Here is a 17,285-nt window from a genome sequence, read left to right on the forward strand (position 1 = left end):
AAACATTTAGACTGAATAAAAAATTTATTTGCAATAATAATATTATATTATATAAAAGCTGATAATATCAGTCTTGTTTTCGATATTATATTACATCTATTGATAGGTAATAGGCATCTCTCTCCTTTACTTTGGAACATTAAATCTATTTATTATGATATACCTGTTATCAGCTAACCTTGTGAATATCCATGAACGTTTTCCAACAGCAGTCTTGCCATCCGATCCATACCAGATACCATATATAGGGCCTTAGCGGCTTCTCAAGAATGATAATAAATGGATTGTAACCTGATCGAAACTATTATAAACTCTTAAAATCTAATTTATGAAAACAAAAATTTTCATGCTGTCCCCATCCTATCCTTTTATTGATTTTTTCTATAAGGATAGTGACACCGGAGGAAATGGACAACCTTATAATCCGGATATCCCTGTAAAGTTAACCTCCTGTACGCCGAGAAAGGGAGGTATTATTAGGCATTTATTATGTCTTTTGATGATGTTCTGTTGCTCGGTAGCCCTAATGGCGCAAGGCGGAGTAACACTAAAGGGAAAGGTCCTGGACAATACGGGCGAGGGCTTACCCGGCGCTTCTGTTACTGTTGTCGGCAGTACAAAAGGAGCCATGGCCGACGGGGATGGCAATTTTGAACTTCCTAATATTACGGTAGGCACCAAGTTGGTGGCTACTTTTCTTGGTATGAAGGACTTGACTTACACTTTTAATGGCAAGAACAATATTATCCTTACCATGGAAAGCAACGCCAGCGAGTTAGAAGAAGTAACTGTGGTAGCTTTCGGTCAGCAGAAGAAGCAGAGCGTTGTATCGTCTATCACGACGGTCAAAGCTTCCGATCTCCGCGTACCGTCCTCTAACCTGACAAGCGCTATGGCGGGCAGGATTGCAGGCATCATCTCGTATCAGACCTCCGGCGAGCCGGGAGCCGATAATGCGGCATTCTTCGTGCGCGGCGTCGGAACTTTCGGTTATTCGGCGTCCCCCTTGATACTGATTGATGGATTCGAATCGACAAGCGATGACCTTGCCCGCCTGCATCCCGACGACCTTGAGAGTTTCTCGGTCATGAAGGACGCTTCGGCAACCGTTATGTACGGCGCTCGCGCCGCTAACGGTATCATATCGGTAGTAACGAAGTCGGGTAAAGAGGGCACGTCAAGGATAAATATCCGTGCTGAATCAAACCTTGCCCAACCGACCCGCACGATCGAGTACCTCGACGGAGTACAGTACATGCGCCTGTATAACGAGGCGCAGATAACCCGCAATCCGCTGCTCGGCAACTATTACGACGAGCAGAAGATACAGGCCACCATACGCGGCGAGAACCCGATGATATATCCCAACGTCAACTGGTACGACGAGATGTTTAATCAGTCGACCTGGAACGAGAAGGTAAACCTCAACGTATCGGGTGGCGGCAAGGTAGCGACTTATTATCTTGCAGGTTCGTTCGATCACGAAACAGGTTTGTTGAAAGTCGACAAGCGTAACAATTTCAACAATAACATCGACATCAAGCGCACTCAGATGCGCAGTAACGTTACTTTTAAGATAACCCCGACAACAACCCTTGATACTCGTATTTCAGGGCGTTTCGAGCGTTACACGGGACCGGCGGCTGACGCTACCGACTTGTTCCAGCAGATAATGATGTCCAATCCGGTGGATTTTCCTGCCGTCTATGAACCTGACGAAGAACGCATGTATGCTGAGCACATACTATTCGGTAGCACACTCGTAGGCTCTTCGTACAAGTTAAATCCTTATGCTAACATGGTATCCGGATATAAAGACAAGAACGAGACCAATCTGAGCCTGATGGCGACATTGAAGCAGGATCTCGACTTTATCACCAAAAACCTGAAGTTGAGCATCAAGATGGCAGCCGACAGTTGGAGCGAATATACGTCTACTCGTAGTTACATACCCTACTATTACGCCCTTGAAGATTATAACCAGATAACAGGCGTACATACATTGTTCCCCTTGAATCCGACAAGCGGCCAGCCCTATCTTGGCGACGTTAATCCTACGCGCGATGCCAGTGGCAAGTATTACTACGAAGGCATCCTGTCATGGGACAGGAAGTTCAACGACGTTCACAATACAGGCGTAACCATAGTAGGAATCATGCAGGAAAACCTCATCACCGGTGGTAACTCAAGGAGTATTTACGAAACTTTGCCCGAGAAAAACGCTGGCGTATCGGGTCGTTTGACTTACGACTACGACAGCCGTTACTTCGTAGATTTCTCATGGGGTTATAACGGTTCCGAGAAATTTTCCGGCTCGAAGATGTTCGGTTTCTTCCCTTCGGTTGCCGGCGCATGGCTGATATCGAACGAGAAGTTTTTCTCAGGCCTGAAGGATAAGATATCCCTCCTGAAGTTGAAAGCATCCTGGGGTAAGGGCGGTAACGACGCCATTGCCGGACGAAGCGGACGTTTCTTCTTCCTCTCGGATGTGTCAATAGGATCTTTGAGAGGCGGCTCATCCTATCGCTGGGGTGAAACATTCATGAATTATTACGATGGCTATAACGTTTCTCGTTACGCTAACCCGAATATAACATGGGAAACTTCTACGAAATACAATTTGGGAACAGAGCTGAGCCTGTTGAAGAACGAGGCTATTAAGCTTCAGGTGGATGTTTTCAAGACCTATACCGACAATATCTATATGACTCGCGAGAATTTCCCCTCCTCGACTGGTCTCGAGGCGGCCATCAGCGGCAACGTGGGTAGGATGAATTCACAAGGTGTGGACGCACAGATGGACGCACAGTATTTCTTCAACAACGACACCTGGTTGCAGGCACGCGCCAACTTGACGTATGCTACCAACAAACTGGTCGAACTTGACGAAAAAAACTATCCTGACGAGTATCTGAAACGCGTAGGGCATAATAACAGCCAGCAATGGGGCTTAATAGCCGAGCGTCTGTTTGTGGACGAGGCAGAAATAGCCAACTCGCCCAAACAGGACTTCGGCGAGTATATGGCAGGCGATATCAAGTATAAGGATGTCAATGGAGACGGCGTAGTCAACAGCAATGACCGCGTAGCCATAGGCTATCCTACTACCCCGGAAATACAGTATGGTTACGGTCTTTCCGTAGGCTATAAGAAATGGGATATCTCATTCTTCTTCCAGGGCAACGCCCGCGTCTCGATGTTTATCAATTCGGGAGTATACAACAACGAAGCTGTGCCTAAACCCACCGGTATAGCCCCCTTCGTCTATTATCGTAATGCATTACCCCTGATAGCCGACGACCACTGGAGCGAAACCAACCCCAATCCTCATGCATTCTGGCCCCGCCTTTCGACCCAGCTTATCAGTAATAATACGCAACAGTCCACATGGTGGCTGCGTGACGCTTCATTTATGCGCCTCAAAACGATGGAACTCGGATACAACATAGCCTCTCTCAATAAATTGAGAATAGCCAATGTACGCCTATATTTAGCTATAGAGAACGCATTCGTACTCAGCGGTTTCAAACTTTGGGATCCGGAAATGGGCGGTAACGGCCTGGGATATCCGCCTAACAGGCGTTTTAATATAGGAGTGAAATTTGATTTTAACTAATCTTTAATCCATAAGCAAAATGAAAAGATATTATAAATATATACTGACAATATTAGCGGCTGTATCGTTGGGTTCATGTTCCGACTATCTCGAAGTTGTTCCCGACAATACGATGAAGCTGGAAAACATATTTGCTACAAAAGAAGATGCATGGAACGGACTTGCGAAAATATACAGTTATCTTCCCGCCGACAACATGACGCATACTACCATGTGGTCGTTAGGCGATGAATTTATCGGACGTATCGATGCTTCTGTTCAGGACAATGCGGGCTCCCTGCGTGCCGAACGCATCATGCGCGGTCTGCAAACGACCGGCGATCCTCAACTCGGCAACTGGAGCGGTAGCGGCGGAGGCAAGAGGTATTACGAAGCCATACGTTCGTGTAATGTCTTCCTGCAGTATATCAAGGATACTCGCAACATGACAGATGTTGAGCGCGCCGACTGGACGGCGCAAGCCAAATTCCTCAAAGCCTATTATCACTTCCTGCTGCTGCAGAAGTACGGACCTATCATTCTGTCAGATGTTGTAATAATGCCGGACGCAACTGCGGATCAACTCTTCTTCTCACGCTCGAAAATCGACGACTGTTTCGACTATATCATCAACCTGATAGATGAGGCGATACCTGGATTAAAAGAAATTTCAGGCAATCTGCAACTCGGTATGGTTGACCAGATTTCGGCAAAGGCTATAAAGGCTCGCATACTGCTTTTCCGCGCCAGCCCCTTCTTTAGCGGTAACCGTGCCTTCTATGACGATTTTCTCGATCCCGTTGACAACAAGCCTTACTTCCCGATTAACGACAGCGAGGCTCGTACCAAAGAGAAATGGCAGGATGCGCTGACAGCCGTCAATGACGCTATAACGAGTTGCGAGGCTAACGGCAAGAAACTTTACCATTATCCCAAGAGCGTTTATCCCAAAGATCTTTCCTTCTATAATCTTAATCCCGGGAAGATGAAGACCTATTATGACCTGCGCATGCTGATAGTCGACCCCTGGAACGATGAATTGATATGGGGCAACTCCAATATCAGCGTTTATGACGACGGCGAACTGTCGAACTCCACTAATATCCGTCTTCCTGCCGATGTAGGTATCTCGGAAGGTGACTTTAACTCAGCCGGATTTTCATGGCAGTGGATGGCTTCGACCTATCGCATGACCGAACGCTATTATACAGAGAACGGTCTGCCTATAGACCAGGATAACTCATTCAACTACAACGCCCGCCATGATGTGGTAACCACTGCAGGCGCCGAAGACCCCGATTATCCCTCGATAGCCGGATTACTGCAGCCCAACGAGACGACGATTAATCTCTATACGCACCGCGAACTCCGCTTTTATGCCAATCTGGGCATCACCGGCGGCTATTTCCGCTCGCACTTCGAGATTATCCCGACCTATATGATGCAGGGACGAAGCGGAGGATACAATCCGAGCGTCAATTCGACCGACTTCCTCTGCACTGGTGTAGGCATTCAGAAACTTGTTCATCCCGAAAGCCGCTCATCGAGCTGGCAGCGCGTTGTCAGATACCCTTACCCGATTATCCGTATGGCAGACCTCTATCTGATGAAGGCTGAGATACTGAATGAGATAAAGGACGTTCCGGACCAAGAGGTATGGAACGAAATTGACAAGATACGCGAACGCGCCGGCATACCGACGGTCGAAGAAGCATGGTCGTCAGCCAATGCCAAGACCAAAGACTATCACAAGACCAAGTTGGGCATGAGGGAAATAATCCTTCGAGAACGCGCGATCGAGTTTGCTTTCGAGGGTAGCCACTTCTGGGATATGTGGCGCTACAAGAAAGCCCATACGGAGTTCTCGACACCAATACAGGGCTGGAACTACAAAGGTTCAAGCGCCGCGACCTTCTTCGTGCTGGGTGTCATCCAGAATCGGCGCTTTACCACCCGCGACTATCTCTGGCCTATCGACCTGAACGAGCTTAATACTAACGGCAAGTTGATACAAAACCCGGGATGGTAACCCCTCCGAATCCACGAAAATTATTGGATAAAAAGATGAATGGATGAAAATTTAAAATTAATGTTATATGAAGACTAAACAATATTTATTATTATTATTGATGATGGCGATCGGATTGGGAGCGTGCAAGGAAACAAGCCGCTATGAACCGGGATTGGACGATTCGACGCCTCCCGGACAGCCTACCGGTATTACTTGGGAGCCCCTCTATGGCGGCGCTCGTTTCCATTATACCATTCCTACGGATGAAGACCTGCTCAGCGTTGACGCCGAATATACTAACGATGCGGGTAAAACATTTTTGTTTACTTCTTCGTTCTATCTTGATTCGCTTGACGTACTGGGTTTTGGCGATACCAATCCGCACACTGTCAGGCTTTATGGAGTTGACCGTGCAGGCAACCGCTCGAAGCCTGTCGAAGTCCAGGTTATACCTAACGAATCGGCTGTTACCCGCGTGCAGCGCTCGATAACGGTTAAGCCGGGTTTCTCCTCTTTCCTTGTTGACTGGGAAAATGAACTCGAAAAGGTCGTCAATATCTATATCCATTTCAAGTTCAATCAGGACGGCCAGGAACGCGACTTGACACAGGTTTATTCGTCGAACGTACTCAAAGAGCGCAGGTTTATTTCCGGTCTTAAACTTGGCCCACAAGACCCCATATCGGTAGAGGTCAAGGTAGAAGACCAGTACGGTAACGCTACCGAATATCAGTCATACGGCAACATAACCCTGCTCGAAGATATTGAACTTGACAAGTCGGTTTGGAAAATACCGGAGGCAAACGATTCGACAATAACGATAGGCAACGGAGTGGTTATCAATACCGGCATACCGGCAATGTTCGGCAACAATCTCGAAGGACGTATGTCGAAACTGATAGACGGTATCATCGACCGGGGCGATAATCTCAACTTTTTCCATACGGCAGGACGCGGACGCACCGGCTTTTCGAAAGATGGTAACATGCCCTGGAATATTATTATCGACCTTGGCGGTTACTACCAGCTGAGCCGTATCATAACTGTTCAGCGCCACTCTGGCGGGCTTGATAATGTCAGCCGCGGACAGTACTATCAATCTGAGAACTGCGGTGAGTTCCGCCTTTGGGTCTTTAACGAAACTACCATGCAATGGGATTCTATTTCGACTCAGCGCACAGCCATACCGAGTTTCACCAATGAACTGCAGTTTGTCAAGGCAGGCGAGGCAGGCGACGAGGCGTACTTCTATCCCAATGATCCGCAATACACCGTTTCGACGCGCTGGTTCCGCTACGAAGGGCTGCATTGTTTCGACGACAACTATTCCTCCACAGGAGCCAACTGTATGTCCGAACTTACCCTCTACGGCAAAAAAGTTAAATAATTACTGAATCCACGAAAATCTTGAATCCACGAATTAATACTAATTTAATTGGTGCAAATTATTGAAAATTAGTGGACAAAAAATATAAATTCAAACTTCAATATTAATTTTATATGAAGCAAATATTAATATCAATAATAACGATTGCGGTGTTAACGCTGGCATCTTGTTCGGGTCAATACGACAACATCGAGAAGTATGCAGGCGAAGTAGTCTATCCCGCTTCTTACGACACTGCATTAGTAAAGATAGGCTATGAACGCGTTGAAATCGACCTGCTCAAGCAGGGGCGCATCCCCTCGAGCGAACTAAAAATGGGTAAAGCCAAGCAAACTATCGTCGAATATGACGGTCAGAAATACCCTCAGGGCGAAGTCCTCTCGTGGGTCAACGTTACCGGCTTGACCGAATCGAAACTTTATCGTATCAAGGTTTATACCGAAGACGAGTTTGGCAACTACTCTATTCCACAGGAGGTAGCCGTCATACCCTTTACTTCGCAAGACGCCGAACTGATAGGTGTTTCTACTCCCAAACTGACCATCACGCCTACCTCCATGGTGGTGGACTGGCCCAACGGACTGAACTCGCCGGTTCTCGAATATTACGGGCTTTCATACTCCTACAAGGACAAGAACGGCTCTGATCAAACCGGCAGCACGACCGGCACATTCTTCGTATGCAATAATCTTGCATCCGAGGAGGATGTAACGGTGGACATATCCTATCGTATCGTTCCCATCATGACCGAAGGTGGCAAGATTCTGGATACCATAACAGTTACACAACCATTAACCGTTACTACTCCCTCACCTTTGACAACTTTCACCCCCTCGGAACCGGTTATCCTGAAGGCTAACGGTGTCTCGACGTTTACTTCAGCCGCATGCGCAGCAATTACCAAATTGACCTATCCGCTGCATGTAACCTCGTTTGCCGACCTACTCTACTTTCCCAACCTGCATGAACTCGACCTTACGGGCGCAGGCTTGCAGAACGTGCTGCCAACGCTGACCTATGACCGTAATGGCGTCAAGACACAATGCGGCGGCGGAGCCTGGCAACCCTTCATGGCCCGGGTCGATAAACCTGCCGATATTAATATAGCAGGTCTGCCTCTGCTGCTGAGCCTTGTGGAATCGGGTCAGATAACCAAAATCCGCTATATCCCCAACTCGCTCAACTTCGAGGCTAATCCCGACCTTGTGAAACTCGTTGGTGCGGGTATAGTGGAACTGGTGCAGCCCGACGACCCTATCTTTCCCAAAGAGGTTTTCATTGAACCGCAGTTCTTTGTCAAAGGGCAGCCGGTCGATAACAATTGGGAAATGACCAGTTACTATTCGGGCGACTTCCTGCCGCGCGCCGGCTTGACCGACTGCGGCAAGTTCGACTCTCAAAACGAGAAGGTCAACGGCGACCCGGTCAATCTGCAACTCTCGCAACTCATCCAAAGTGACGGCAAGAATATTTACAGGTGCGTCATCAAGATGCGCTCGGCGTCGATGTGTATGAGTCTGCCCCAAGAATACCGCTATGACAATCAGCGCTATAAGAAACTGCGCTTCAAGATGTTCTGTGGTACGAAGGCTGACGACATGACGGGCTATAACGGCAACTTTCTCGCACCATGGATTCGTCCGATGAACTATCTGTGGAACTTCGGTAATCAGAGTATCTATGGTCAGGAAAATTGGGGCGTCGATTGCGATAAGATTTCAAATACCGACATCCGCAATAATTGGAAAGAGTATGTGATAGACATGACGGCAAATGACGGCGGTCCGACCTCCAACCGCCGCAACCGCGTCATAGTATTCAATATCGGACACGAGCCGAGCGAAGCCTTTACCTACAACGCCTCGAAGGAAGTCGTCCTCTACCTCGCCGATATCCGTTTTACCAAAGATTAAAAAGGCTTGCAAAGATTGTTTGATCAAAAGCTTTTGCTAAATTTCTAAGTTTGATAATTACTCCGAAGCATGTAGCAATACATGCTTCGGTTTTTTATTTGCCCAGTATGGATGCGCTTTAACATCTCGTATTGTTCCTGCCCGAAGTATATGACTGTGACGGGCATATTTTTGAAGAACAATATCCGTACTTCCGAAAAACGGAAAACTTATTCTCCAAAATGAAATAGAATGTAAAATAATAACAAAGGAGAAGACGGGCAATCTACAATTAAGATATCCGGATTTGTATTTGTTGTCTATAATGTACTTAACAATGTTTTAGTTAAAAAACGAATAAATTGTTAACGATAATGTAACAATTCTGTATTTCCCCCGTAATGATTAGCCTTTACATTTGCCGAGTCAAAACTATGGATGCAAATTCATAGGGTAATGTTTAGGTGCTTGTATGATAGGGTTTGCCGAGTTAGATAGGTTTACCAAGTAAATAATTATTAATTAAAAAAATTATGGGTTTTAGGACTAAAAGGATGATAATCAGTAGTTGGTTGTCAGTAGGGTTATGCGCAGGTTATCTTCCGGTACAGGCCGGATCCGATAAAACAGCAGATATCGGATCTCAGGAAGTTTTCCAACCTCAGTCAACGGATTCTTATACAAAAGACATTGACCAACAAGAACACAAGACCATTAAAGGGATTGTGCTGGATGCGAATAATTCACCTATTATCGGAGCTTCTATCGTCCTGCCGGGTACAACGACGGGGACTTCTTCCGATGTTGATGGAAATTTTTCAATATCCCTGCCGGTTCCATCCGAAATTTCAGTTTCGTATGTAGGTTATAAGTCTAAGAAAATTAAAATTCAGGACCAAAGTACGCTCCGCATTGTGCTTGAAGAAGATGCAAAAATGTTGGGAGATGTAGTAGTTGTGGGTTACGGCGTACAGAAGAAAGTGAATCTGACGGGAGCTGTGGAACAGATCACGGCAAAAGAACTGGAAAGCCGTCCGATATCGAATGTCTCCCAGGCCTTACAAGGTAAGATGCCGAATGTCAATATTACTTTCAGTGGCGGCGAACCCGGACTGGGTGGTTCGATTAACGTGCGCGGATTAACTTCCTTGAACGGTGGAGGCCCCCTCGTACTGGTTGATGGTATCCCCGGAGACATGAACCGTGTGAATCCGAACGATATCGAATCCATTTCCGTATTAAAGGACGCGGCTGCTTCCGCGATTTATGGTGCGCGCGGTGCTTTCGGAGTTGTTTTAATTACGACTAAAAGCGCAAAAGAAGGGAAAATGAGCGTAACTTATAGTGGTTATTTCGCCTCTTCCAGCCCGACGGTAAGCACGGATTTTATGACAAACGGTTATGAGTCGGTCATGTTGAACGACGAAGCTTTCCTACGTGTAACCGGTAATACTTATACCCGTTATTCCGAAGAAGATTATGCCGAATTGGAGGCGCGTCGGTATGACAAAACGGAAAATCCTTCACGTCCTTGGACGGTCATTAAAAATGTGAATGGGAAAGATATATATAATTATTATGGGAATTACGACTGGTGGAATACCTTTTTTACGAAAAACCAACCATCCTGGTCACATAACGTAAATGTGAGTGGTGGTAATGAAAAATTGAACTTTATGCTTTCGGGTAATTATTATACGAAAGACGGTGTAATGAAAATCAATACGGATAAATTCCAATCGTTTAATTTTCGAAGCAAAATCAATGCCCAGATCTTTCCTTTCCTGAAGATTACAAATAATACACAGTATTATGATAAGAGCTATCGATATTACGGAAAAGAGGGAGGTGGAAATCCAAATTTTGTCAATATTACGGTTCATGCCTTACCTGCTTACGCACCGTTTAATCCGGACGGAACAGCGAGCTATAATACATTAAAAAATAATTATTCAATCGGTGACGGTTCGATCGCTTTATTGGCGGACGGCCATTCGAAAGGAGAGGAAGGGATTCATGAATTGACTACTACAACGGGAGTAGTCTTTGAACCTGTCAAAAATTTAAAGATCAATGCTGATTATACTTATTCCCAATACATTTCAGATGATTGGTATCGTTCGACCGTGATTAAATACTCGATCCAACCGGGCATTTTGCAGGACGTTCCCAATTATAATACGGACAAATACAAACAAACCCGTTGGCTGGATCCGATGCATGTCTTTAATGCGTACGCAAATTATTCGAATAGCATCGGCAAACATGATTTTTCGATCATGGGAGGTATTAACTATGAAAACAAGAAACATAGCCAACTTGTCGCGTCAAGGAAAAACCTGCTTTCCCAGGATTTGAACGACCTGAACCTTGGAACCGGAGATGTGGAAGTTTCAGGAGGATCCTATGAATACGCTCTGTTCGGTGCTTTCTTCCGAGTGAATTACAGTTTCAACGACCGCTACTTATTGGAAGTGAATGGTCGTTATGACGGGACTTCCCGTTATAAAAAGGGAAATCGATTCGGCTTTTTCCCTTCCGTATCAGCTGCTTGGAGAATCAGTGAGGAATCTTTCTTCAAACCGGCCAAGGAAATTGTAAGTAATATGAAGATCAGGGCTTCTTACGGTACGTTGGGCAACCAGTTGATTGGAAGCAGCAATACCTCGGCCAACTATTATCCTTACCTCTCCATGCTGGGTATGGGATTAAACAATTGGGTCATGGATGGAAATAAAACGCAAACGGTCAGCGCCCCTGCACCTATTGCAGGCAATTTGACTTGGGAAAAGGCAACCACGAGTAATATCGGCCTTGATTTCAGTTTGCTGGACAACCGCCTGTCATTTACCGGGGATGCCTATATCCGTGATACGAAAGACATGCTGATTGCCGGAGAAACGTTACCTGCTGTTTATGGCGCCAGCTCCCCGAAACAAAATGCGGGCGACTTACGGACGAAAGGCTATGAGATCAGCATCTCCTGGCAAGATCAGTTTAATGTTGCCGGCAAGCCCTTTACCTATGGGGCAACTTTCATGCTGGGTGATTCCAAGTCGGAGATTACTAAATTTTATAATCCGACCAATCTCCTGTCAAATAATTACGTAGGGAAAGAATGGGGTGAAATCTGGGGATACCGTATAGCCGGATTCTTTGAATCGGATGAAGAGGCGGCCGCCTGGAAAATAGATCAAACAGCTGTTGGAGACCGGATTTTTAATGCTTCGGGAGAATGGGCCAAACTTCGCGGCGGTGATATCAAATTTGTGGACATCAATGGAGATGGTATAATTAATAAAGGGAAGAATACCCTGGACGATCACGGGGATTTGGAAAAGATAGGAAATTCGGAACCTCGTTATAATTATGGCATCAATACCAATTTCAGTTGGAATAATATCGATTTGTCTGTATTCTTTCAGGGGATAGGAAAGCTTAACTGGTATCCGGGAACTAATGCGGATAAGTTCTGGGGACCCTATTCCCGTCCCTATTATTCATTTCTTCCGAAAGATTTTAATAGTCTAATCTGGACGGAGGATAACAAAGATGCCTATTTCCCGGTTTTACGGGGATATGAAGCGTTAGGAACTTCCGGCCCGTTAGGTGCCGTAAACGATAAATACTTGCAAAATATCGGCTATCTGCGATTAAAAAACCTGATGATCGGTTACACATTACCGGAAGTCTGGATGAAAAAGGTCGGCGTACAACGCTGCCGTTTATATGTGAGCGGGGAGAACTTGTTTACCTGGACTCCCTTTGAAACGGATTATATCGACCCCGAACAGCCTATTGCCGATAGCAACGGCCGTACGTATCCCTTATCCAAAACAATTTCTGTCGGATTAGATTTAACTTTTTAATATAGAGTAAAGATGAAAAAGATACTATATCTATTGTTTGTCGGGCTGGTATTCACAGCCTGTGGTGACCAGTTGGATCAATTCCCTAAAGATTCCATCAGTCCCGAAACTTTCTTCAATACGGAGAATGACCTGCGGTTGTATACTAATTCCTTTTATGGCGCCTTGCCAAGCGGAGAGGGTGTTTATAATGAATCCGTAGACAATATTATCAAGAATAGCCTCCCCGATGAAATCCAGGGAATTCGTACGGTACCGACCAGTGGTGGCGGTTGGGATTGGGGTAATCTGCGTAATATCAATTTTTATCTGGAGAATTCGGTGAAATGTTCCGATGAGAAAGCACGTGCACGTTATGACGGTGTGGCCCGTTTCTTCCGTGCCTATTTTTATTTTAATATGGTCAAACGATTCGGGGATGTGCCCTGGTACGATAAGGTGATCCTGGAGGATGATAAAGAAGCGCTTCAGAAAGCGAGAGATCCCCGTACTTTGGTTGTTGAGAATATGTTAAAAGACTTGGATTATGCCATTGAAAATCTACCGGCTACCCGTACTGTAGATCAGGTGAGTAAATGGACAGCCTTGGCATTAAAATCCCGAATTTGCTTTTATGAAGGTACTTTTCGCAAATACCATACGGAGTTTAATTTATCCGGTTGGGAAAGTTTACTCGACCAGTCAATAGCCGCATCCGAACAACTGATCGCCAATAGCGGATATGCTTTGTATAGTACAGGCAACGCATCCAAAGATTACCTGAACCTGTTTGCCTCTATTTCTCCGATTGCAACGGAAGTGATCCTGGCGCGCCAGTTCAGCGATGCTCTTCAGATCTATCATAATGTGAACTATTATACGATGACGGCTTCCTACGGAAGACCGGGTTTGGAAAAACGCTTGGTGAATAGTTACCTGATGGCCGACGGAAGCCGTTTCACAGACCGTCCCGGTTACGACAAAATGTTGTTTATTGATGAGGTTAAGAATAGGGATGCCCGTTTGGCACAGACGATCCGTACGCCGGGATATACCCGCATCGGCGAATCAACAACTTTGGTTCCTGAGTTTGGATCGACGGTATCAGGTTATCAATTAATTAAGTTTGTTGCCGGAACACAGTATGATACCTATGAAAAAGCTTGCAATTCCATGCCGATATTCCGTTATGCCGAAATTTTGCTGAACTATGCAGAAGCAAAAGCCGAACGGGGAACATTGACCCAGGCAGACTTGGATAAATCCATCACCTTAGTCCGTACCCGCGTCGGTATGCCTAAACTGGAGTTGGCAAAGGCGAATGCTGATCCGGATCCTTATCTTGCCAATTTGTATCCTGCCGTGAGCGGATCGAATAAGGGAGTGATTCTTGAAATCAGACGGGAGAGAGGCGTTGAATTGGTGATGGAGAATTTCCGTTGGGATGACGTGATGCGCTGGAAGGCCGCTTCTGTTTTTACCGAACAATTCAAAGGGATGTATTTCCCGTCTGTCGGAACTTATGATCTGGACGGGGACGGCAAGATGGATATCTGTATTTATAAAGATACGAAACCGGATGCAGGCAATGTACAGTACTTGAAACTCAAAAGCGATATCACGCTGGAGAATGGCGAAAGCGGCAATATTGTTGTAAATCCCCAGATTAAAAAGAAATGGGATGATACCAAAGACTATCTGTATCCTATACCTATTCAGGAAAGACTGCTGAATCTGAATCTGACCCAGAATCCGGGTTGGAAGGATGGAATAGACTAAGCTGTACGGATAATAAAGTAAGTGGAGGGCATGTATGGTTATACATACTCTCCACTTTATTTTTATTTATAGGAGAATATATTTACTATTTGTTATTTTTACATGTCGATATAAATTTAGATATGAAACGTTTCAACCTGTTTTTTCTAATTACTTTGTCCCTTTATCTCAGCGCAGAGATAAATTTTGCTTCTGCACAAACCTATGGGAAGAATTTCCGGATTATGAGTTATAATATCCATCATGCGGAAGGGATGGATAAGGTGATCGATTACCAACGTATTGCAGATGTCATCAACCGGCAATCGCCGGATGTCGTTGCTTTGCAGGAAATAGACAGTGCTACCGGGCGTAACAACGGAGCAGATGTCTTGCGGGAATTATCGGAACGGACTTTGATGCACCGGACGTTCGGCCCGGCAATCGAGTACGACGGGGGACGGTATGGGGTAGGCATCTTAAGCAAAGAGCGTCCGATACGTTCCTGGCAGGTTCCACTCCCCGGACAAGGGGAGAAACGGACCATGCTGATGGTCGAATTTGAGAAATTTATTTTCTGCTGTACGCACCTTTCCGTAACCGGTTCCGATCGGATGGCTTCGCTTCCTATCCTGAAGAAAGAGGCGGCAGCTGCCGGAAAGACTTTTATTATGGCCGGAGACTGGAATGCAGTTCCGGAAAGCGATTTCATGGCCGGATTGACTACCGACTTTACCATTCTGACTAATCCGAAACAACCTACGGTACCGGTTGTTAATCCGAAAAACTGTATTGATTATGTTGGTGTTTATACCGGGAATAAAAAGGATATACCTTTTTCTGTCGTTGCGGCGAAGGTGATCGACGAGCCTGTGGCTTCCGATCATCTGCCGCTGTATGTCGACCTTCGTTTTAAGGCTAAGGCGCCGAAAGAGGCGATCTTTTATTCCAGTCCTTACTTGCAAAATCCGGTAAACGCAGGCATTACGGTCATGTGGCAAACGAATGTACCGGCTTACGGCTGGATAGAATACGGAACGGATACGCTTCATCTGAAAAAGGCTCGTACATTGGTAGATGGACAAGTCATATGCAACGGACTACATAATAAAATCCGCCTGGAAGGGCTGGAAGAGGGCAAGACTTACTATTATCGCGCTTGTTCGCAGGAGATCACCCTTTACCAGGCATATAAAAAGGAATTCGGGGAAACGGCCGTAACGCCTTTCTATTCGTTTACACTTCCCTCCTCCCGGACGACGGACTTTACGGCTTTGATATTTAATGACCTGCACAGAAAGAAACCGGTATTGGAAGCTTTATACCGGCAGGTACAGGATGTTACTTATGATTTTGTCGTTTTTAACGGGGACTGCATTGACGATGCAAATACCGAAGCCGAAGCGCTCGACTTCTTGTCTACCATGTGTGGAAAAGTGAAAGCCTCAAATGTTCCGGCCTTTTTCCTAAGAGGCAACCATGAAATTCGCGGCGCCTATTCCATCGGTTTAAGAGCCTTGTTCGATTATGTCGACGATAAAACCTATGCTGGGTTCAACTGGGGAGATACCCGTTTTGTTTTTCTCGATTGCGGAGAAGACAAACCGGATAGTACATGGGTTTACTATGATCTGAATGATTTTACGGATTTACGGAAAGAGCAGGTGAAATTCCTTGAAAAGGAATTGAAGAATCCGGCTTACCGGCAGGCTGCTCGCCGGATATTAGTCAACCACATACCGCTATACGGGTATAATAGTAAATTCCAACCATGCGTTGAGTTATGGGGAGATCTGTTATCCAAAGCACCTTTTGACCTTAACCTCAGCGGGCATACGCACCGGTATGCTTATCATCCGGAAAATACGGCAGGAAATCATTTTCCTGTTGTCATCGGCGGAGGAAACACCTTGGAGACGGCTACCGTTATGATCCTTCAGAAGAAAGGCAAGGCGTTGACACTGCGTGTATTGGATACGAAAGGAAATGAAAAATTAAATCTGAATCTCTAAATAATCGGTAGCAACAAATAACAAATAGATCTTCCGCTCTTTGTAAAAACGTTCGTAAATGTTTGGACGTTTTTTTCAGGATTGGATTCGGAATGCCTGGCTTTTCAAAGAAAATGAACTCATTCGCATTATCGCAACGGATGTTTTGGAATTGTATGTTCCGGGACTGCATATAAAATGAATAAAGAAACTTATTACTTATGGGGGAAAGTATGAATAATACAGTCATTGTTTTTGTTTCAAAGTATGGAACGACAGAAAAAGTAGCTCGCTTACTTGCCGGAAGATTGGGAAACGGTGTGATTTTAATTTCTTTAATGCGAAATAAAAAACCGGATATAAGTTCTTTTGATACAATTATATTAGGGACGTCAATTTATGCGGGAATGCCTCAAAAACGGATGCGGGAGTTTTGCAAAAACAATAAAGAAATTTTATTGCAAAGAAATATCGGGTTGTTTATTTGTGGGATGCAGCCGGACTCTGATAGCCGGGATGCTGAGATGGTAAATGCTTATCCCGAATCTTTGCGTCGGCAGGCTAAAGCCAACGCTTTTTTAGGCGGCGAATTCTTATTCGATAAGCTTAACTTCTTCGAAAAACTCGTTATTAGAAAAGTTTCGAAAGTCACAGGCTCAATATCCGCAATAGACATAAAAGCCGTTGAAGAGTTTGCTAAGAAGATGAAAAGATAAGCATCCGCATCCTTGAAGCGGAGCTTGTCTTTCTACTATTGAGAGCTTACGTTTTAATCGAAATACCCAGTCTGAAAATTGAGTGCA

The 17,285-nt window shown here is 45.4% G+C and carries 8 protein-coding genes; all 8 read left to right on the forward strand.

Annotated elements, in window-relative coordinates; translation table 11 throughout:
- Nucleotides 1-328: 328 nt before the first annotated feature.
- The 8 genes from BQ8014_RS01470 to BQ8014_RS01505 all read left to right on the forward strand — a co-directional run bounded on the left by BQ8014_RS01470 (nt 329) and on the right by BQ8014_RS01505 (nt 17,198).
- Complete coding sequence (locus tag BQ8014_RS01470; protein WP_080902802.1) at nt 329-3,616, forward strand: SusC/RagA family TonB-linked outer membrane protein; 3,288 nt, start codon at nt 329-331, stop codon at nt 3,614-3,616.
- Between the two features lie 19 nt (nt 3,617-3,635).
- Nucleotides 3,636-5,624, forward strand: a complete 1,989-nt coding sequence (locus tag BQ8014_RS01475) for a RagB/SusD family nutrient uptake outer membrane protein (RefSeq protein WP_080902803.1) — start codon at nt 3,636-3,638, stop codon at nt 5,622-5,624.
- Nucleotides 5,625-5,691: 67 nt separating this feature from the next.
- Complete coding sequence (locus BQ8014_RS01480) at nt 5,692-6,993, forward strand: DUF4959 domain-containing protein (protein WP_080902804.1); 1,302 nt, start codon at nt 5,692-5,694, stop codon at nt 6,991-6,993.
- Nucleotides 6,994-7,106: 113 nt separating this feature from the next.
- Nucleotides 7,107-8,906 carry a DUF4998 domain-containing protein gene (locus tag BQ8014_RS01485; protein ID WP_080902805.1) on the forward strand — a complete coding sequence of 600 codons (1,800 nt, stop codon included), beginning with the start codon at nt 7,107-7,109 and terminating at the stop codon, nt 8,904-8,906.
- A gap of 533 nt (nt 8,907-9,439) precedes the next feature.
- Complete coding sequence (locus BQ8014_RS01490; RefSeq protein ID WP_200814324.1) at nt 9,440-12,754, forward strand: SusC/RagA family TonB-linked outer membrane protein; 3,315 nt, start codon at nt 9,440-9,442, stop codon at nt 12,752-12,754.
- Between the two features lie 12 nt (nt 12,755-12,766).
- A complete protein-coding gene (locus BQ8014_RS01495; RefSeq protein ID WP_080902807.1) occupies nt 12,767-14,512 on the forward strand; it encodes a RagB/SusD family nutrient uptake outer membrane protein in 1,746 nt (581 codons plus the stop codon).
- Nucleotides 14,513-14,634: 122 nt separating this feature from the next.
- The gene (locus BQ8014_RS01500) at nt 14,635-16,503 is read left to right on the forward strand and encodes an endonuclease/exonuclease/phosphatase family protein (protein ID WP_080902808.1); all 1,869 of its coding nucleotides are present in this window, start codon (nt 14,635-14,637) and stop codon (nt 16,501-16,503) included.
- Nucleotides 16,504-16,703: 200 nt separating this feature from the next.
- Nucleotides 16,704-17,198 carry a flavodoxin domain-containing protein gene (locus BQ8014_RS01505; RefSeq protein ID WP_080902809.1) on the forward strand — a complete coding sequence of 165 codons (495 nt, stop codon included), beginning with the start codon at nt 16,704-16,706 and terminating at the stop codon, nt 17,196-17,198.
- The last annotated feature ends 87 nt before the right edge of the window (nt 17,199-17,285 follow it).

Origin of the sequence: Parabacteroides sp. Marseille-P3160 (genome assembly GCF_900162725.1) — a bacterium.
In the GTDB taxonomy this organism is placed as follows: Bacteria; Bacteroidota; Bacteroidia; order Bacteroidales; family Tannerellaceae; genus Marseille-P3160.

Bases quoted from the DNA above. Each gene is read 5' to 3' on its own strand.
- BQ8014_RS01505 (WP_080902809.1), top strand. From the start codon at position 16,704: ATGGGGGAAAGTATGAATAATACAGTCATTGTTTTTGTTTCAAAGTAT.
- BQ8014_RS01500 (WP_080902808.1), top strand. From the start codon at position 14,635: ATGAAACGTTTCAACCTGTTTTTTCTAATTACTTTGTCCCTTTATCTC.
- BQ8014_RS01485 (WP_080902805.1), top strand. From the start codon at position 7,107: ATGAAGCAAATATTAATATCAATAATAACGATTGCGGTGTTAACGCTG.
- BQ8014_RS01480 (WP_080902804.1), top strand. From the start codon at position 5,692: ATGAAGACTAAACAATATTTATTATTATTATTGATGATGGCGATCGGA.
- BQ8014_RS01470 (WP_080902802.1), top strand. From the start codon at position 329: ATGAAAACAAAAATTTTCATGCTGTCCCCATCCTATCCTTTTATTGAT.
- BQ8014_RS01475 (WP_080902803.1), top strand. From the start codon at position 3,636: ATGAAAAGATATTATAAATATATACTGACAATATTAGCGGCTGTATCG.
- BQ8014_RS01495 (WP_080902807.1), top strand. From the start codon at position 12,767: ATGAAAAAGATACTATATCTATTGTTTGTCGGGCTGGTATTCACAGCC.
- BQ8014_RS01490 (WP_200814324.1), top strand. From the start codon at position 9,440: ATGATAATCAGTAGTTGGTTGTCAGTAGGGTTATGCGCAGGTTATCTT.